This window comes from Klebsiella sp. HC6, from assembly GCF_022605325.1.
In the GTDB taxonomy this organism is placed as follows: Bacteria; Pseudomonadota; Gammaproteobacteria; order Enterobacterales; family Enterobacteriaceae; genus Klebsiella; species Klebsiella terrigena.
Window position 1 is genome coordinate 931936 of record NZ_CP093276.1, and the last position, 16717, is coordinate 948652.

Consider the following 16717-nt stretch of genomic DNA (forward strand, 5'->3'; position numbering starts at 1 on the left):
TTTGCGCAAGATCGGTCAGGCAAATCAAATCGCCTTTGCGCATATTAAGAGGCACGGAGGAAGCCATGTGCGATAACAAAACCGATAGTTACGCCAGACGTTTTAAACGGGTCTTTGATTATATTGACCGCCATCTCGACGACGCGCTGTTACTGGAAAAACTCAGCGAAGTGGCTCACTTCTCGCCATTTCATTTCCATCGTCAGTTTTGCAGCTATTGTGGGATGCCCCCTGGTCGTTACATCCAGATGATGCGCTTAAAACGCGCCTCTTATCGGCTGGCTTTTAATCCGTTAGAGAAAATCACCGATATCGCGTTCGACGCCGGTTTTCAGCACTCTGAATCATTTAGTCGCGCTTTCAGACAAATGTTCGGTCTATCACCGACGCAATTTCGCCAGCAGCCTCCTTGGGTCGATTGGCATAAGCGCATATCCGAACCCTATAAAGCCAGGAGACAAACGATGCAAGGCCAGGTCAAGATCGTCAATTTTCCCGCGACATCAGTCGCCATGCTGACTCATTATGGGCAGCCGGAGCTCATAAACGAAACTGCCGCCCGCTTTATTGAATGGCGAAAAACCACGGGCTATTCGCCCGTTGCCAGCAGCCAGACGTACGGTCTTGCTCCGGACGATCCGGCTACAACGCCGTCGGATGAATTTGCGTTCCATATTTGCGGAACGGTAACCTCACCGATTGCCGAAGACAATCGCTTCGGGGTGGTTAATAGCGACATCCCCGCGGGTCGATGCGCGGTGCTGCGCCATCAGGGATCGCACGAGGCGTTAACCGGGCTGGCGCAGGCCCTGTATCGCGACTGGCTGCCCGGCAGCGGAGAAGAGCTGCGCGATTTCCCGCTCTTCTTTCACTACCACAACTTTGTGCATGAGGTGGCGGAACATGAATTGCTCACGGATATCTATTTGCCGCTGAAATAAGCCGATCCTGCTTACCGTCGCTGCAGGAGTGAGACTTTCCCGAGCAGCTCTCCCATCTTTCTTTTGACCGGGAGAGCTTCTTATCGGTTACCTTCCTCTTATCCCCGATTAAAGCGCGTTTTCGCCGCTTCCGTTACCGGAGTATAAAGTGAGATCAACGTGCCTTCAGGATCGCAAAACTGCGCCGTCCTGTTTCCCCAGGGTAAATCTTTCGGGGGATGAACCACTTCGACGTGCTCTTTTAAGCGATTAAATTCGGCATCGACATCTTCTACCCTGAACTCCAAAATTACCGAGCGATTAAGTGCGGGCTGGGCGCTGCCCTCTTTAAACAGCGCCACCGTCTCAACGCTACCTATGGCGATAACGGCTACCGGCGTGACGATTTCGGCAAAAACCGGGGCTAACCAGTCGGCCTTGCTGCGGGTCACTAATTCATAAAACTGCACAACGTCTTTGATGTTTTGCGCAATCAGGCGGACAGAGACAAATTTCATAGCGATGCTCCATTATGGCGGCGAATAGCGCGGCCTCTGAAAAATATCTTCACTCAGGTATGCTGACAGCGTGGTGGCAACAGGATGAAAAAATGCGGCGTGCAGACAGGTTGTTCCAGATTCTCCAGATACTCAGGCGTTCGACGCTTCCGGTCACCGCGGCGAAACTGGCCGAAGAGCTTGAAGTCTCAAAGCGAACCATTTATCGGGATATGGCGGATCTCGCCGGGCAAAGGGTGCCGGTAGAAGGGGAGGCGGGGGCTGGCTATATTTTAAGTTCAGACTACAACATGCCTCTTTTGATGTTTACGGCCGAGGAGCTGGAAGCCATCTTTCTTGGCGCGGAACTGGTGCGGAGCTTACCGGATGCGACGCTGGCGAATAACGCCAGCGACGTGCTGGCAAAAATCGCCTCGGTAGTTCCCGCGCGGCTGCTCGGTTGTTTATCTTATTCGGCAGTAGGGATAAAGCCGGATGAGTCTGACAGGTTCAAACCCGATACGCGGAATATACGCATCGCCATTCGGGAAGGAAAAAAGCTGTTGCTGGATTACTGCTCCAGCTCCGGTGACATCACTCAAAGAACCGTTTGGCCGGTGGTGTTGGGCTATGACCAGAACTGCTGTCTCCTTATTAGCTGGTGCGAGCTACGCGGCGGCTTTCGTCACTTCCGGGCTGAGCGCATACGCCAGGTGACGATATTGAATGAAGATATTGGCACCAGCAGGAGTGAGCTCAGGAACCGTTGGGAACGCTGGCGGGATAATGAGATGAGACAGCTCAATGCAGAGTAATGTACAGGCACCCTCGGCTATTCGAGGGTAGGAGGCTTACTCGCTGTCTGAAAAAATCAGGCCGACCTCCGTTTGCAAATATCTCTCATCCTTCCCGATAGGCCCGGGCGAAGGCTCTGCGGAGCCCTTTTCCCGGCTCATCTAAGTCCCGACGCACGCTATCTGCAGCCTCTCCGCTAGCTGTCCGCTTCTCCTCTGCCTGCCGCAATAGGGCCAACGTTCCCTGGCCCGTTCGCCTTTCTCCGCTCATTGCCGGTTACATCACAAAAACAATCGATCAATAAACGATCAATATCACGTTAATATTTCATCAACACATCTACCATTGGTATTACCACTACAGACCACTGGTGAGATCACATGGAAATCAGGCGTGAAAAGACAGAAACCGGCAGCGGCTACGACCGAGTTGTAAAATTTTTGCGGGATCAGCTACTCAACGGCGAACTGAAAGCCGGGGACAGCCTTCTGCCGGAGCGCGAGCTTTCGGCAAGGTTAGGCGTCAGTCGGCCGGTACTGCGCGAGGCGCTGCGGGCGCTCGCCATGGTCGGGGCGGTGGAGATCCGCCACGGCGTTGGTACCGTGATAACCAAACCTGATGTCTCCATTCTCGGTGAATTCTTTACTTTTGTACTTGCCCACCAGCCCAACGTGGTAGATGACGTCATGCAGGCACGAATCGCGATTGAGCGTCAGGCCGTTCGCTTAGCCTGTCGCCGCGCAACGCAAAGTGACTACGATCGCCTGGCCGCCTGTCTTGGTGAAATCATTGAGACCATCCGCACCCCGGAGCTCGGCGCCTTAGCGGATTTCAGGTTTCACGAAAGCATCGTCACCGCATCCGGTTCGCCCACGCTTATCAATATTTACCAGTCCATCAGCATGCTGATGCGCCGTTCACACCTTGACCGCCGCGAGCAGATCATTCAGGTCGAGGGTATTGAAGAGTTTCTCATTAACCATCACCGCGCCATTTTTTCCGCCATCGTCGAACGTGATGAAAATAAAGCCGATGAGTTACTTGGCCGCCACTTCGAGATTGGCTCAGATTTTCGCCGCCGCGCCACCATCCTCAAGGCCAGCAGCGGTTCATCGACCTTCACTACTCCGTAAAAGGAAAACAGCAGATGCAGATTGTGATTGGCAGTGACCACGCAGGATTTCACCTCAAGCAGGAGCTTAAGCAGTGGCTGCATCAGGCCGGATATCAGATTGACGATGTTGGCAGCCACGACCCCGAACCGGTTGATTTTCCGGATATCGCCCTGGCGTTATGCAGCAAGGTGCGCGGCAGCGCGGATCGGCGCGGCATTCTGGTCTGCGGCACCGGCGTCGGGGCGGTTATTGCCGCTAATAAAGTCAAAGGGATCCGCGCGGCGGTCTGCCACGACGTGCACTCCGCGCACCAGTCGGTGGAGCATGACGACGTCAACGTCATGTGCGTGGGGGCGCAAATTGTCGGGCCGTGGCTCGCTCGCGATCTGATTCTTGCCTTCCTCGAAGCGAAGTTTGTGCATGACGACGACTTTGTTCGTCGCGTCGCGAAGCTCGCTCAGCTGGAACAACTTAACTAACCATCAACCTGGAGCATAACGATGAGTAACAGCACTTCCGGCATTGTCGGGTTTATTGGACTTGGCGTCATGGGCCGCGAGATGGCGCGCAATCTGGCACAGGCGGGCTTTACCGTTCGCGCGTTTGATGTTGTCGCAGCGGCAGGCGATGCGCTACGCCCGTACGGCGTGGACGTCGTCAGCGATCTTTCCAGCGCTATCATTGATGCCGATATCGTCATCTCCATGCTGCCAGACACCCCGCAGGTTGAAGAGATAGTGCGCGGCGCCGGCGGACTGCTGAGCAACCCGCCGCGCGGGAAACTGTTTGTTGATATGAGCACTATCGCACCCGCCGCGACGCGCCAGCTAAGCGAATCGCTGGCAACCATTGGCGTCACGATGCTGGATGCGCCGGTTTCCGGTGGCCCGGTCGGCGCAAAAAACGGCAATCTGACGATCATGGTGGGCGGCAGCGCCGAGGGTTTTGCCCAGGCAACGCCTTATTTGCGCGCCATGGGCACCACGCTCAATCACGTTGGCGCATCCGGCGCGGGGCAGACGGTAAAGCTATGTAACCAGCTGATTTGTGGCATCAACATCCAGGCAATTTGCGAAGCGTTAGCGCTGGCGCGCGCCTGGGATATCAATCTTCCGCAGATGCGCGAGGTGCTGATGGGCGGGTCGGCGGCATCCTGGATGCTCGACAAACTGGGTGGCGCAATGATTGAGGGTGACGTCTCCGCAGGATTTCGCATCGACCTGATGATGAAGGATCTGCGTCTTGTGCTGGAGGCCGCGCAGAAGCATCCGGTCCCGCTCCCCGCCACCGCGCTGGTCGCCTCACAGTATCAAAACGCGCAGGCCTATGGCGAAGGTGCCAACGGCAATCAGGCGCTCTTTAAAGTTTATGACCGCCTGACCGGCCAGCAAAACAGCGTAACAAAATAACCGGGGTTGACCTTATGATGCTCGATTTCACAGCAATTCTCGCGCAGTGGCAGCTTCTGTGGAGCGGCGCGCTACTCACCGCCAAACTGGCTTTGGTGACGACGTTAACCGGTTTTCTGATAGGCACGCTGTGCGCAGCGGCGCGTCGTTCGGAGTCGGTTTGGTTGGCGCGCCTGACGGGCGTTTATGTCGAGTCGATTCGCAATACGCCTTTTCTGGTGCAGATCTTCCTGGTCTATTTTGGTCTCTCCAGTCTGGGCTTCTCATTCAGCGCTTTCACGGTTTCAGTCATTGCGCTCACCATCAACGTCGGGGCGTATACGGCGGAGATTATGCGCGCCGGCTTCGAGTCGATTCACAAAGGCCAGTGGGAAGCCGCCGAAACGCTGGGGCTGAACCGCTGGCAGCAATACTGGCACGTGGCGCTGCGCCCGGCGATTGAGCGCGTTTACCCCTCGCTCACCAGCCAGTTTATTTTGCTGATGCTGGCATCGTCGGTGACATCGCAAATTTCCGCGGAAGAGCTCACGGCAACGGCCAATTTTATCCAGTCAGAAACCTATCGCCCCTTTGAAACGTTCTTCATCGTGGCCTGTATTTACATCGCGCTATCGCTGCTGATGCGGGTGATATTCTGGCTATTTGGTCAGGTAATTTTCCCGCGCCGTCGCCGTCTCGGCACGTCGATTTAAGGAGAGCCGTTGATGAATATTTCGCTTAACTTTGCTCATCTGCAGTTTCTGCTTGATGGCGCGCTGTGGACGGTGATTTTGTCGCTCATGGCCTTCGGCGGCGGCGGTCTGGTGGGGTTTCTCATTGCGCTGGGACGCATTGCGCCAGTGAAGCCGCTGCGTCTTCTGGTTAGCGCGTGGGTGCAGCTGATTCAGGGCACGCCGCTGCTGATCATCATGTTTATGGTCTACTTCGGCCTGCCGCAACTCGGCTATTCGATTGCGCCTCTGCTGGCCGCCGGCATCTCTCTCACCATTTATGCCAGCGCCTATCTCGGTGAGATCTGGCGCGGCTGCATACAAGCGGTTCCGCGCGCCCAGTGGGAGGCGGCCGAATGCCTGGCGCTGTCGCGCACTCAGCGCATGTTCAAAGTGATTATGCCGCAGGCAATCAAGCTGGCAACGCCGCCTACCGTGGGATTCTCGGTGCAGATAATCAAAAACACCTCGCTGGCGTCGGTGGTGGGTTTTGTCGAGCTGGCGCGCGCTGGCCAGCTCATCAACAACTCGATTTTTCAGCCCTTCGTTATCTATCTGATCGTTGCCGGCATTTACTTCTGCCTGTGTTTTCCGGTTTCAGCGCTAAGCCGCCGGCTGGAGCGCGGAGCACCGCAGAAGCAGGCAAAGCGCCTGCAGGCCATGGCGGCACGCGTTAACCGAGGATAAGGATAAAGTTATGTCAATCATTACCTTAAGCAACGTACAGAAGAGTTTTGGTCAAAATTCAGTGCTGAAAGACGTCTCGTTTTCCGTGAATCAGGGCCAGGTCGTGGCGCTGATTGGCGCCAGCGGCTCGGGCAAAAGCACGGCGCTGCGCTGTATCGATCGGTTAGAAACCATCAACGGCGGCAGCATCGAAGTGTGCGGCTATAAAGTGGAGGATCCCAAAGTCGACCTGCGTAAGCTACGTCAGGACGTTGGCATTGTCTTTCAGAGCTACAACCTGTTTCCCCATCTCACCATTGAGCAGAACATTACGCTTGGTCCGGTGGCGGTGAAAAAAATGCCGAAGGCGGAAGCCAGAAGGCTGGCGCTCTCCGTTCTGGAGCAGGTCGGGCTCGCGGATAAAGTGGACAGCTACCCTGAGCAGCTCTCCGGCGGGCAGCAGCAGCGAGCTGCTATCGCCCGCTCTCTGGCGATGAAACCAAAAGTGATGCTTTTTGATGAAGTCACGTCGGCGCTGGATCCTAAATTAACCGGCGAAGTGCTGCGCGTGATTGAGCGGCTGGCGGGCAGCGGCATGACGATGATCATGGTGACGCACGAAATGAATTTCGCCCGCAAAATCGCCGATAAAGTGATCTTTATGCATCAGGGAAAAGTGCATGAAAGCGGTAGCGCCGCCATTTTGAAAGCGCCGGAAACCGAGGCCTTAAAGGAGTTTATTGCCAACGATCTGTAATTCACCCGATACCCTGTACCCATCCTCATCAGGAGAATAATAATGAAATACGCAAAATCGATTGCTCTACTCGCCGGCATGGTAACCGCGCTCATCGTCCAGCCGGCCTCGGCAAATGCGCTGGAAGATATCCAACAGCGCGGCGAGCTGCGCGTTGCCACCGATATGTCACTGCCGCCTTCAGGCATGCTCGATGCGGCGATGAAACCGGTCGGCTCCGATGTCGAAACCGCTGAACTGCTGGCGAAGGATTGGGGCTTAAAGCTGAAGTTTATTGAAACGACCGGACCGACGCGTATTCCGAACCTGCAAACCGGTAAGGCAGATATCGTCATTTCAACCCTATCCGTCACGCCGCAGCGTGCGCAGGTGATTGATTTTACCCGCGCCTATGCCGGGCTGCGCTCCGTTATTGCCGCGCCTGCCGCCACCAAAGTCAGCGACTGGGCCGATTTAAAAGGGCACGCCATCACCGTTACGCGCGGCACCACTCAGGACTCAATGCTGAGTCAGGATGCGATGAAAAAGGGCTATAGCATCCAGCGCTATGATGATGACGCAACCTTAGTCACCGCCGCCGTTAGCGGTCAGGCATATGCGGTCGCCACTTCCGCCACGCTGGTTAACCAGATTAAAAAACAGAATCCTAAATTAAGCTTTGAGCCCAAATTAACCCTAACCGTATTTGATTTAGCTATCGGGGTTAAAAAAGGTGAGCCCGAGTTGAAAGAAAAATTAAATGAATGGATTGTCACCAATCTTAAAAATGGAAAACTAAATGCCATTTACGAAAAATACCACGGTGAAGCTATCCCGGCGGAAATAATAAACCGTAAATAGCTTATCGCGTCCCTGCCGGCCCTTCGTTAAACAAGCCGGCTCTCCCCATCCTCAGAGGTTATTTTTTCCCACAGCGCGTCGCCGACGGGAGGATTTTGCTGAAAATAGTCCATCAGGAAATCGATGCATACCTTCAGCTTTGCCGAACCCGAAGTGCGGTTGGAGTAAACCGCCCAGATGTTGGCGCTCTGATGCCACGGCGGGAGGATTTGCACCAGCTCGCCGCTCGCCAGATAGCGCTGAACCTCCCACAGGGAGCGAAGAATAATCCCGTGGCCGTTAAGCGCCCAGCTTAGCACCACGCTGCCGCTGTTGGAGGAGAGCTGGCTGCCGATATGCAGCTGCGTGCTGTCGCGTCCGTTGGTGAGCGGCCAGACGCCGAACTGCGCGCTACGCTCCTGGATAACCAGACACTTGTGCTGCTTGAGATCGCTTATCTGAGCCGGCGTGCCGTGCCCGGCAAGATACTGCGGTGCGGCGCACAGCACCCGTCGATTGAGCGAGAGCCTGCGGGTAATGTAGAGATCTTTAATATCGTCGCCGACGTGGATCTCGAGATCCACCCCCTCTTCAATCAGGTCAACCACCCGGTCGGTCAGCGTGAGCTTAACGTTGAGCGCCGGGTAGCGCTCCGCCAGCGCGGAGAGCGCGTCCGCCATGTGCGTTGAACCGAACCCAAACGAGCAGCTAATGTGGATATTTCCCTCGATGGCGTCGCGCCACGCGGCAAGCCCCGCAACGAACTCGCCCATGCTGTCCAGGACGGAGATCGCGCCGCTCAGCGCCTTGTGCCCGTCGGCGGTGAGCCGGATAGCGCGGGCGCTGCGATGGAACAGGCGCATGCCGAGGCTTTTTTCAAGCAGGCCGATACGCTTGCTAACGTAGGAGGGCGATAGCCCAAGCTCGGCCGCCGCGTTGGCAAAGCTCTCCTTGCGCACCACGGTCAGAAAAACGTTCAGATCTTCAATAAGCGGCCACTGCGCCCGCTGCTTGTCATGAGTGCTCATGTGCGTGCCATCCGGAGAATAAAAAAGGAGGCCCGCTATCGAGCCTCGTGGGTGGCGCGGAGCCTTCAGGAAAGGAAGGGCATGATGACCCGGAGCATCTCTTCCGGGCACTCCTCCTGAGGGCTGTGTCCGCAAGGCATCGGCACGCCGCTCACGTTCAACGCCTTTTCCTGCCACGTTGATGTTACATCATAAAGCTGGCCTACGGTGCCTTTTGCGCCCCACAGGGCCAAAAGCGGGCTGCTGATACGCAGGTGCTTATCGGCCTCATCGTCCGCCAGGTCTATCGTGGCCGCCGCCCGGTAATCTTCGCAAACCGCGCGCAGCGTTTCCGGGTTCTGATAGCAGCGCAGATACTCGGCAAACACCTCCGGCTCCGTGGCGCCTGGCGTTTTCAACTGGCCGTTGATGTGCTTTTGCAGGAAGAAGGCCGGATCGGAGGCCACCAGTTTCTCCGGCAGCGGCGCGGGCTGGATCAGGAAGAACCACCAGAAATAGCGCGTGGCAAACGCCTTATCCGTACGCTCATACATGGTGGCCGTTGGCGCAATATCAATAAAGACGCTGCGCTTAACCTGCTGCGGATAGTCCAGCGCCAGGCGATGCCCGACGCGAGCGCCGCGATCGTGGCCAACGAAGGCGAATCCGTCGTTAAAGCCCAGGCGCGCCATCAGCAAAACGATGTCCTTTGCCATCTCGCGCTTGGAGTAGGCGCGGTGCTCGGGGTCGCTCGGCGGCTTGCTGCTGTCACCGTATCCCCGAATATCGGGCATGATGACGGTAAAGTGCCGGGCAAGCGTGGGGGCAATCTTGCGCCAGGTGACGTGGTTTTGCGGGTGTCCGTGCAGCATCAGCAGCGGCTCACCCTGGCCGCCAACCGCGGCGCGCAGGCGGATGCCGTTGCCCAGCTCAACGTCCAGCAGGCGAAAGCCGGGAATAAAGGCGGACTCGCCTTTATCCTTAATGCCTTCAGCGGTATCTATCATCATCAAGCTCCTTATGTTTTCTCCGCTCATGCCGGTCTCTCAACCGCCTGACGCGCCTCGCTTACCGTATTGCTCAGACGGCCAAGCCCCTCAATCTCCACCTCAATGCGGTCCCCCTGGCGTAAGAATAGCGGGGGAACGCGCTTTTTACCCACGCCGCCAGGCGATCCGGTAATGATCACATCTCCGGGCATCAGGCGGGTAAAAGCGCTGATGTAGCAAATAAGCTGGGCGATCTTATGTACCATATTGCGGGTGTTATCGTTCTGCACCATCTGCCCGTTCAGCCAGGTGTGGATGGCCAGCGCCTGCGGATCGACAATCTCATCCTGGGTGGTTAAGTAGGGGCCAAAAGAGCCGGTCTGCGGCCAGTTTTTACCGGCGGTATACCAGGTATGCTGCCAGTCGCGCACGGAGCCATCCATGTAGCAGCTGTAGCCTCCCACGTACTCCAGCGCCCGTTCGGCGCTCGCGTGAAAGCAGCTTTTACCGATAATCACCGCAAGCTCGCCCTCATAGTCAAACTCGGCGCTGGCCCCCGGTTTGAGCAGCGTGCCGTTGTGCCCGGTCTGCGAATCGGCAAAGCGAATAAACAGCGTGGGTTCGTTGTTCTTTTCGTCAAACTCAAGGCGCTTGTCGGCGTAGTTCATGCCCACGCAGATGATTTTGTTCGGATCTTCGATAACCGGAAGGTAGCTAATCTCCTCCAGCGCGTAGTCCGGCGGCTGCTGTTCGTAGGCGGCGGCCTCGGCCAGCGCTTCGCCGGCCAGCAGGGATTTGATGGTCGGATAACGTGCGCCTATCCGCATCCCCAGGTCGATAACGCCGTTTTCGCTCCAGATGCCGTAGCTTTTATCGCGGCCATTCTTGCCGCCATGATGCATAAAACTGATCAGTTTCATAATGTTCTGCTCACTCCTCAGAGTCGTTCTTTCGTTCTACGCCACAAGCCACGGGTGGGTGGTGAAGTAGCGCTCCTCAAAGTCACGTATCTCCTGCTGATACTGCAACGTGTAGCTAATCGCATCGTGGCCTTGCAGCAGCATCTGTTTTTTCAGTTCATCCACGGCAAAGGAGAAGCCCGTTTCCCCGGCCTGAATGCGCTGCTGCTGCAAATCAACGGTGATGTGATTACCTGCCGGATCGCCTGCCGCCCGGGCCAGCAGGTCGATATCCGCTGCTGAAAGCGTCAGGGTCAGCACGCCGTTGCGCTGGCAGTTGTCGTTAAAAATACCGGCGAAGCTGGTGCCGATAAGCGCCCGAATACCGAGCTGGCGTAGCCCCCAAACCGCGTGTTCGCGGCTGGAGCCGCAGCCAAAGTTAGGGCCAACGATCAGAAACGTCGCGCCGCGCCACTCGGGGCGGTTGAGAATAAAATCGGGGTTGGGCTCGCCGCTGGCTAACCATCGCTGGTCGTAAAAGGCGCCCTTATCCAGCCCGCTGCGATCGATGCCCTTAAGGAACTGCTTGGGCATGATGACGTCGGTATCAATGTTGGCCGCCATCATCGGTGCGGCGATGCCGGTAACGCTGTTGAAAGGTTCCATAGTCTATTGTTCCTGCTGCAAAAACTGGCGCACGTCGACCAGGTGACCGGCTACCGCGGCGGCGGCCACCATTGCCGGACTCATCAGATGGGTTCTTGCCCCCGCGCCCTGGCGACCGGCAAAGTTGCGGTTGGTGCTCGACGCGCAGCGATCGCCCGGCATCAGCACGTCCTCGTTCATCGCAAGGCACATTGAGCATCCGGACTGGCGCCACTCAAAGCCGGCGGCAATAAAGATTTTTGCCAGCCCTTCACGCTCGGCGCGGGCGCGTACCTGGGTTGAGCCCGGGACAATGATTCCCCTGACCCCCGGCGCAATTTTTCTATCGCGCAGCACCTGCGCGACGGCGCGTAGATCTTCTATACGTCCGTTGGTGCAGGAGCCGATAAAGGCGTGGGAGATAGGAATTCCGCTTATCGGCGTGCCGGGCTCAAGCCCCATGTAGGCCAGCGCCTGTTGCATGTCACGCCGCCTGGACGGGTCCTGCTCATCGGCAGGATTGGGAACGCGATCGGTAATGCAGCCGCCCTGGTCGGGGCTGGTCCCCCAGGTGACGCGCGGCGTCAGGTTTGCGCAATCAAGCGCCACTTCTTTATCAAAGACCGCGCCTTCGTCGCTGCGCAGCGTGCGCCAGTGGGCCAGCGCCTGCTGCCACATTTTGCCCTGCGGCACGCGCGGCGCGGGCCTGATGTAGGCAAATACCTTCTCGTCCGGCGCCATAAACGCGCCGCGCGCCCCCGCTTCAACCGCCATATTGCAGACGGTCATGCGCCCTTCGACGCTCAGCGCATCAATCGCTTCGCCGCAAAACTCGATTGCGTAGCCCGTCGCGCCATCGGCGCCGATTTGGGCGATAAGCAGCATGACGATATCTTTTGCCGTCGCGGCAAACGGCAGCTCGCCGTCCACCCGGACGCGCAGCGTTTTCAGCTTTTTATAGGCCAGCGTTTGCGTCGCCAGCATATGCTCAATTTCAGAGGTGCCAATGCCGAAGCCGAATGCGCCAAAAGCGCCGTAGGTCGTGGTGTGGCTGTCACCGGCGGCGATCACCATGCCCGGCAGCACCATTCCCTGTTCATGGGCGACAACGTGTTCGATACCCTGGCGCTCATCCATCACGCCAAAAAGCTCGAGGCCAAAATCCCGGCTGTTCGATTCAAAATAGCGAACCTGGAGCTCACCGCCCGGATCGGTCATCTCGGTGGTGCGTTCGGGGCGCGTCGGGTTAACGTGATCGACGTTAAGTAAAATACTTTTGGGCTGCCAGACCTGGCGCTTCGCTTCGCGTAACCCGCTGAACGCCTGCGGGCTGGTATACTCGTTCAAAATAGAGCGATCGATATAAAGCAGCACATTACCCTGTTGGTCTAATTGTCGAATAATATGTGCGTCGATTATTTTATCGTACAGCGTTTTAGGTTTCATGGTTGGATCACCTTGCTTATATACAGCAATAATAAAAGGCGTTGCTCACGTCAGCAGAATATTAGCAACCACAGAGAAAAAGCTTAAGTAAAAGCATGAAGTACAACCATGAGGCTAAAGGACACGAAACGTGTTTTATGTAATTTAATGATATTAATAACCTTTTTATCTCTGCGTGGTTGGCTTATGGGCTATTTGCAAAAGTGTGATCGCGATAGCTTGAAAAGTGACAAAAAATAATAATGCAAGAGTTAATTTTCAGTCCGCTGCGCACAAGATCATTGGAAATAAATAAGATGCACGATTCATAATTCAATCTATTACGCCTGGTGAGTATCGCGAGATAATAATTAATGTATAAATTCCATGGTTATTTGAATGGACTACCTGATGGTGCGCTAACGCTTTTTGGCAGAACGCGCGCAGCGCAGAAATTATCTAAAGAAATAATGTGAGGAATAAAAATGAAGCCAGCACCGAATAACATCGGACTTAGACATTATTTACCCATACTGCTCACGCTGCCGCTGGCCGGGCTGGCGGAGCTTGCCTCTCTGTACTCTATCCAGGCGCTGCTGCCCAAGCTGGCGGAGGTTTACCATATTCCGCTTAATCAGGTTGGCCTGATCCTTTCTGCTGAGGTCGGCTGTCTGGCCCTGGCGATGCTGTTTACCGGCAGCCTTTCCGATCGCTTTGGACGCAAGCAAACTATCGTCGTTTCACTGCTGTTAGGCGGCGTTTTGACGCTGATGTGCACTACCGTCAGCGCCTGGCCGGAGCTGGTGCTCTATCGCGCTCTGCTTGGCCTTGCCGTCAGCGGCATCACGGCGGCGGTCACCGTTTATATTTGCGAAGAGGTCTCTCCCGCTCTGGCGGGCGTCGTCACCGGCTATTTTATTTTTGGTAACTCGCTGGGCAGCATGTCCGGCAGGGTTTTCGCCACGCTGATGATGGAACAGGTTTCGCTGAACGTTATTTTCATGCTGTTTGGCGGCCTGCTGATCTTTATGGCGCTTTACGTCCTCTATTTCCTTCCGGCGTCGAAAAACTTTACCCCGAGCACCGCGCTAAACCTGACGCAGATGTTAAAAGGCGGCATTGAACATTTTAAAAACCGAAATATCTCCCTGGCCTACGTTATCGGTTTTATTCTCTTCGGCTCCTTTACCTCTATTTTTAACTTCGTCGCCTTCTATCTGCACCGCGAACCGTTCAATCTGTCATTTACCCATATCGGGCTGATCCCCGTAAGCTTCGCGCTAACCTTCTTCTCCGCGCCGACGACCGCCAGGCTGGCCGTGCGGTTCGGCGCCATGAATATGCTCAGCATGCTGCTGCTGGTGATGATTACCGGCGCGGCCATCAGCATTTTTGCCACTACCGCGGCGGTCTTTATTTTCGGGGTGGTTGTCCTCTCGGTGGCCTTCTTTACCTCGCACTCAACCATTCTCTCCTGGGTGAGCGGGCACGCCTCCCACGCTAAAGGACAGGCAACGGCATTTTATCTCTTCTGCTATTACGCGGGCGGCGCGGTGCTGGGCTACCTCAACGGCTTCGTCTTTGCCAAAGCGGGATGGAACGGGCTGGCGCTCGCCGTGATTTCCCTGCTGGCGATTGGGCTGCTGCTGAGCCGGATTCTGCATCGGCTGCCGAATAAGCAAAGAGCAGTGGAGGCGCGGGAGATGTTTAATATCGGGATCGACGCCGATCGTTAAGCACACCATCTGACCCGCCTCCGCGTTAAGTTCGGCGGCGGGCCGGATGTTTTATTGCGGCCCGTGCGTCGTAGAGCGCGCGACTCCCGGTCATTTCAGGCTTCTCTTCCAGATATTCAATCAAACGGCAGCCTGTCGGTTTAACATATTCAGCAGCTGCTCCACGGCGGTTATCTCTGCCGCCTGCATGGCGTAGCAGATGCCGACCCGGCGCAGCAGCGGATAGCCGGGCAGCTGGCGCGAGCTCAGCTCGCAGCGCGATTCAACCAGCGACCGGGGGGCGATCGCCAGCCCGAACCCCGCCTCTACCAGATCCAGCGCCAGGCTAAAGCTTCCGGCGTTGGCGCTGGGGGCGCCGGCCGAGGCGCCGTAAAACGGCAGGAATCGCTGATGGGAGTCGTGAGCCGGATACATCACCCACGGCTGGCTGCAGAGCTGTTCCGACGTCAGCTCCGCCAGCTGGCCCAGCGGGTGAGCGGCGGGGTAGGCCAGCACGTAGCGCTCTTCGAACAGCGGCATAAAAAGCTCATCCTCACAGCGCAGGCTTTCGCAGCCGAGGCGAATATCGCCCGTGCAGCCCGGATCGAGCGTGACCAGCGTGTCCGGCATCTCAAGGCGGATCTTCTGCAGCAGCGACTCGAGGCAGGGAGACGCGATATCCTGCTCAACGCCAATACTCAGCGGCAGCTTGTGCTGGCGCTTGCGAAAGCGGGTGCTTAGCGCGGCCATATCCTGGATCATCCGGCAGGCGTGAGGGTAGAGCGCCCTCGCGTCCTCGGTCACCTCCACCCCTCGCGGCTTGCGCACGAAAAGCCGCGTTCCCAGCTCCTCTTCCAGGGCCTTGATGGTGGCGGATAGCGCCGGCTGTGTCAGACTTAGCTGTTCGGCCGCGCGGGTAATATTTCGCTCTTCAAACACGCAGATGAAGGCGCCGAGCTGTCGTTTATCCATAGTTATTTTTTATGGCTGTGAGAAAAATAAACCATTTTTCACCATATCTATGCGGATTTAAAGTGGCGCCATCAATTTTATTTATGAGGTGACTCCATGAACGCTGCAGCAAAACCTTTAGTTGTGATTACCGGCGCAAGCTCCGGCATTGGCCTGGCGACCGCTAAACTGCTCTCAGAGCGCGGGCATGCGCTGTTACTGCTGGCCCGTCGCGTCGAGCGTATGACGGCGCTGAATCTGCCGAATGCCCTGTGCCGCGCGGTGGACGTCACCGACCGCCGGGCGGTCGCCGCGGCGATTGCCGAAGCGGAGCAGCAGTTTGGGCCGGTAGATGCGATGGTGAACAACGCCGGCGTGATGCTGCTGGGTAACATTGATCAGCAGGATCCCGATGAATGGGAGCAGATGCTGGACGTGAACGTCAAGGGCCTGCTGAACGGCGTTCACGCGGTCACCAAAGGGATGATTGAGCGCAAGGCCGGCACCATCATTAACATCAGCTCCATCGCCGGGCGTAAGACCTTCCCCAACCACGTGGTGTACGTCGGCACCAAGTTTGCCGTCCACGGCCTGTCGGAAAACCTGCGTGAAGAGCTGTCGCCGCACAACGTGCGGGTGGTGGTGATTGCGCCCGGCGCGGTCGAGACCGAGCTGCTGAGCCACACCTCCAGCGACGACATCAAGGCCGGTTACCAGGCGTGGAAGCAGGATATGGGCGGCAAAGTCCTCAGTCCGGAAGACGTCGCCCACGCTATCGCGTACGCCTACTCCCAGCCGCAGTACGTCTGCATTCGCGAAATTGTCCTCGCGGCAACCCGCCAGGGCGCGTAGCGGTTCCTGCTAAAAGAAGGGGGGATGACTCCTCCCTTCACCGCTCTTGCGATCCCCACACCAGCGCCATGCCTTCGCTCTCCGGGCGCACCAGCTTAAAGCCAAATTTTTTATACAGCTCGGGGACGTCGGCGACCAGGCTTACGTAGGCGCCCGCCGGCGCATGCAGCTCAAGCCAGGCCATCAGGTGCTCCATGATTTTTCGTCCCAACCCCTTTCCCTGATGCGCCGGATCGACGGCAATATCGACGATCTCGAAGTTAAGCGCGCCGTCGCCAACGATGCGCCCCATGCCGACAATCAGCCCGGAACGCTCCACGTATACGCCGTGGCAGCTGCGGGGCAGCGCGCGTTTAGCCGCCTCAAGAGGGCGGGGCGTTAAGCCGGAGATAACGCGCAGGCGACAAAAATCCTCTGCCGGAGGAACGGTTTCCACAATAGCGTAGGCTGCTGACATGTACCGATCTCGATAGTGGGCGTTCCCCTGTTTACCATCAACCACGCGTTCGCTCAACCGCTGCGCGCATCGCCGGCAAACGCCCGATC

General features: G+C 57.0%; 19 protein-coding genes. 11 read left to right on the top strand and 8 right to left on the bottom strand.

Going from position 1 to position 16717, the window contains the following annotated elements; genetic code table 11:
- Positions 1 to 65 precede the first annotated feature (65 nt).
- Positions 66 to 941 carry an AraC family transcriptional regulator gene (locus tag MMW58_RS04595; RefSeq protein WP_241722795.1) on the top strand — a complete coding sequence of 292 codons (876 nt, stop codon included), beginning with the start codon at positions 66 to 68 and terminating at the stop codon, positions 939 to 941.
- A 98-nt stretch (positions 942 to 1039) separates the two neighbouring features.
- Here the strand turns inward: MMW58_RS04595 and MMW58_RS04600 are convergent, their stop codons facing one another.
- Positions 1040 to 1438, bottom strand: coding sequence for a VOC family protein (locus MMW58_RS04600; protein ID WP_241722796.1), 399 nt, complete (start codon positions 1436 to 1438; stop codon positions 1040 to 1042).
- A gap of 14 nt (positions 1439 to 1452) precedes the next feature.
- On the opposite strand from MMW58_RS04600, the gene MMW58_RS04605 reads away from it, so the two are divergent.
- From MMW58_RS04605 to MMW58_RS04640, 8 genes are all read left to right on the top strand, one after another.
- Positions 1453 to 2232 carry a helix-turn-helix transcriptional regulator gene (locus tag MMW58_RS04605; RefSeq protein ID WP_241722797.1) on the top strand — a complete coding sequence of 260 codons (780 nt, stop codon included), beginning with the start codon at positions 1453 to 1455 and terminating at the stop codon, positions 2230 to 2232.
- A gap of 360 nt (positions 2233 to 2592) precedes the next feature.
- Positions 2593 to 3345 (top strand): FadR/GntR family transcriptional regulator, encoded by a 753-nt coding sequence (locus tag MMW58_RS04610; RefSeq protein WP_159236279.1) that lies wholly within the window; start codon positions 2593 to 2595, stop codon positions 3343 to 3345.
- Between the two features lie 14 nt (positions 3346 to 3359).
- Entirely contained in the window at positions 3360 to 3806 is a 447-nt protein-coding gene (gene rpiB / locus MMW58_RS04615) for a ribose 5-phosphate isomerase B (RefSeq protein ID WP_045857187.1), read from the top strand.
- 21 nt (positions 3807 to 3827) lie between these two features.
- A complete protein-coding gene (locus tag MMW58_RS04620; protein WP_133600541.1) occupies positions 3828 to 4736 on the top strand; it encodes an NAD(P)-dependent oxidoreductase in 909 nt (302 codons plus the stop codon).
- Positions 4737 to 4750: 14 nt separating this feature from the next.
- Positions 4751 to 5428, top strand: coding sequence for an amino acid ABC transporter permease (locus MMW58_RS04625; RefSeq protein WP_123708752.1), 678 nt, complete (start codon positions 4751 to 4753; stop codon positions 5426 to 5428).
- A 12-nt stretch (positions 5429 to 5440) separates the two neighbouring features.
- Positions 5441 to 6133, top strand: a complete 693-nt coding sequence (locus MMW58_RS04630; protein ID WP_241722798.1) for an amino acid ABC transporter permease — start codon at positions 5441 to 5443, stop codon at positions 6131 to 6133.
- A gap of 10 nt (positions 6134 to 6143) precedes the next feature.
- Complete coding sequence (locus MMW58_RS04635; RefSeq protein ID WP_241722799.1) at positions 6144 to 6869, top strand: amino acid ABC transporter ATP-binding protein; 726 nt, start codon at positions 6144 to 6146, stop codon at positions 6867 to 6869.
- A gap of 42 nt (positions 6870 to 6911) precedes the next feature.
- Entirely contained in the window at positions 6912 to 7709 is a 798-nt protein-coding gene (locus MMW58_RS04640; RefSeq protein WP_133600539.1) for a transporter substrate-binding domain-containing protein, read from the top strand.
- Between the two features lie 26 nt (positions 7710 to 7735).
- Here MMW58_RS04640 and MMW58_RS04645 read toward each other — a convergent pair whose 3' ends face one another.
- The 5 genes from MMW58_RS04645 to leuC form a co-directional block, all read right to left on the bottom strand.
- Positions 7736 to 8716 carry a LysR substrate-binding domain-containing protein gene (locus MMW58_RS04645; protein ID WP_159236275.1) on the bottom strand — a complete coding sequence of 327 codons (981 nt, stop codon included), beginning with the start codon at positions 8714 to 8716 and terminating at the stop codon, positions 7736 to 7738.
- Positions 8717 to 8781: 65 nt separating this feature from the next.
- A complete protein-coding gene (locus MMW58_RS04650) occupies positions 8782 to 9705 on the bottom strand; it encodes an alpha/beta fold hydrolase (protein ID WP_241722800.1) in 924 nt (307 codons plus the stop codon).
- 23 nt (positions 9706 to 9728) lie between these two features.
- On the bottom strand, positions 9729 to 10604 hold the full coding sequence (locus tag MMW58_RS04655) for a fumarylacetoacetate hydrolase family protein (protein ID WP_241722801.1): 876 nt from the start codon (positions 10602 to 10604) through the stop codon (positions 9729 to 9731).
- Positions 10605 to 10640: 36 nt separating this feature from the next.
- On the bottom strand, positions 10641 to 11249 hold the full coding sequence (leuD, locus tag MMW58_RS04660) for a 3-isopropylmalate dehydratase small subunit (RefSeq protein WP_241722802.1): 609 nt from the start codon (positions 11247 to 11249) through the stop codon (positions 10641 to 10643).
- Positions 11250 to 11252: 3 nt separating this feature from the next.
- Positions 11253 to 12674 carry a 3-isopropylmalate dehydratase large subunit gene (gene leuC, locus MMW58_RS04665; RefSeq protein ID WP_241722803.1) on the bottom strand — a complete coding sequence of 474 codons (1422 nt, stop codon included), beginning with the start codon at positions 12672 to 12674 and terminating at the stop codon, positions 11253 to 11255.
- Between the two features lie 464 nt (positions 12675 to 13138).
- On the opposite strand from leuC, the gene MMW58_RS04670 reads away from it, so the two are divergent.
- Positions 13139 to 14389, top strand: coding sequence for an MFS transporter (locus tag MMW58_RS04670; RefSeq protein WP_241722804.1), 1251 nt, complete (start codon positions 13139 to 13141; stop codon positions 14387 to 14389).
- Positions 14390 to 14509: 120 nt separating this feature from the next.
- Here MMW58_RS04670 and MMW58_RS04675 read toward each other — a convergent pair whose 3' ends face one another.
- On the bottom strand, positions 14510 to 15340 hold the full coding sequence (locus tag MMW58_RS04675) for a LysR family transcriptional regulator (RefSeq protein WP_241722805.1): 831 nt from the start codon (positions 15338 to 15340) through the stop codon (positions 14510 to 14512).
- 96 nt (positions 15341 to 15436) lie between these two features.
- Here MMW58_RS04675 and MMW58_RS04680 point away from each other — a divergent pair, with 96 nt between their 5' ends.
- Positions 15437 to 16171 carry an SDR family oxidoreductase gene (locus MMW58_RS04680; RefSeq protein ID WP_133600529.1) on the top strand — a complete coding sequence of 245 codons (735 nt, stop codon included), beginning with the start codon at positions 15437 to 15439 and terminating at the stop codon, positions 16169 to 16171.
- A gap of 37 nt (positions 16172 to 16208) precedes the next feature.
- On the opposite strand, the gene MMW58_RS04685 is transcribed toward MMW58_RS04680, so the two are convergent.
- Positions 16209 to 16628, bottom strand: a complete 420-nt coding sequence (locus tag MMW58_RS04685) for a GNAT family N-acetyltransferase (RefSeq protein ID WP_133600528.1) — start codon at positions 16626 to 16628, stop codon at positions 16209 to 16211.
- Positions 16629 to 16717: the final 89 nt, after the last annotated feature.

Excerpts from the sequence above, each read along its gene's own strand:
- MMW58_RS04595 (WP_241722795.1), top strand. The coding sequence starts at position 66 with ATGTGCGATAACAAAACCGATAGTTACGCCAGACGTTTTAAACGGGTC.
- MMW58_RS04600 (WP_241722796.1), bottom strand. The coding sequence starts at position 1,438 with ATGAAATTTGTCTCTGTCCGCCTGATTGCGCAAAACATCAAAGACGTT.
- MMW58_RS04605 (WP_241722797.1), top strand. The coding sequence starts at position 1,453 with ATGGCGGCGAATAGCGCGGCCTCTGAAAAATATCTTCACTCAGGTATG.
- MMW58_RS04610 (WP_159236279.1), top strand. The coding sequence starts at position 2,593 with ATGGAAATCAGGCGTGAAAAGACAGAAACCGGCAGCGGCTACGACCGA.
- rpiB (WP_045857187.1), top strand. The coding sequence starts at position 3,360 with ATGCAGATTGTGATTGGCAGTGACCACGCAGGATTTCACCTCAAGCAG.
- MMW58_RS04620 (WP_133600541.1), top strand. The coding sequence starts at position 3,828 with ATGAGTAACAGCACTTCCGGCATTGTCGGGTTTATTGGACTTGGCGTC.
- MMW58_RS04625 (WP_123708752.1), top strand. The coding sequence starts at position 4,751 with ATGATGCTCGATTTCACAGCAATTCTCGCGCAGTGGCAGCTTCTGTGG.
- MMW58_RS04630 (WP_241722798.1), top strand. The coding sequence starts at position 5,441 with ATGAATATTTCGCTTAACTTTGCTCATCTGCAGTTTCTGCTTGATGGC.
- MMW58_RS04635 (WP_241722799.1), top strand. The coding sequence starts at position 6,144 with ATGTCAATCATTACCTTAAGCAACGTACAGAAGAGTTTTGGTCAAAAT.
- MMW58_RS04640 (WP_133600539.1), top strand. The coding sequence starts at position 6,912 with ATGAAATACGCAAAATCGATTGCTCTACTCGCCGGCATGGTAACCGCG.
- MMW58_RS04645 (WP_159236275.1), bottom strand. The coding sequence starts at position 8,716 with ATGAGCACTCATGACAAGCAGCGGGCGCAGTGGCCGCTTATTGAAGAT.
- MMW58_RS04650 (WP_241722800.1), bottom strand. The coding sequence starts at position 9,705 with ATGATGATAGATACCGCTGAAGGCATTAAGGATAAAGGCGAGTCCGCC.
- MMW58_RS04655 (WP_241722801.1), bottom strand. The coding sequence starts at position 10,604 with ATGAAACTGATCAGTTTTATGCATCATGGCGGCAAGAATGGCCGCGAT.
- leuD (WP_241722802.1), bottom strand. The coding sequence starts at position 11,249 with ATGGAACCTTTCAACAGCGTTACCGGCATCGCCGCACCGATGATGGCG.
- leuC (WP_241722803.1), bottom strand. The coding sequence starts at position 12,674 with ATGAAACCTAAAACGCTGTACGATAAAATAATCGACGCACATATTATT.
- MMW58_RS04670 (WP_241722804.1), top strand. The coding sequence starts at position 13,139 with ATGAAGCCAGCACCGAATAACATCGGACTTAGACATTATTTACCCATA.
- MMW58_RS04675 (WP_241722805.1), bottom strand. The coding sequence starts at position 15,340 with ATGGATAAACGACAGCTCGGCGCCTTCATCTGCGTGTTTGAAGAGCGA.
- MMW58_RS04680 (WP_133600529.1), top strand. The coding sequence starts at position 15,437 with ATGAACGCTGCAGCAAAACCTTTAGTTGTGATTACCGGCGCAAGCTCC.
- MMW58_RS04685 (WP_133600528.1), bottom strand. The coding sequence starts at position 16,628 with ATGTCAGCAGCCTACGCTATTGTGGAAACCGTTCCTCCGGCAGAGGAT.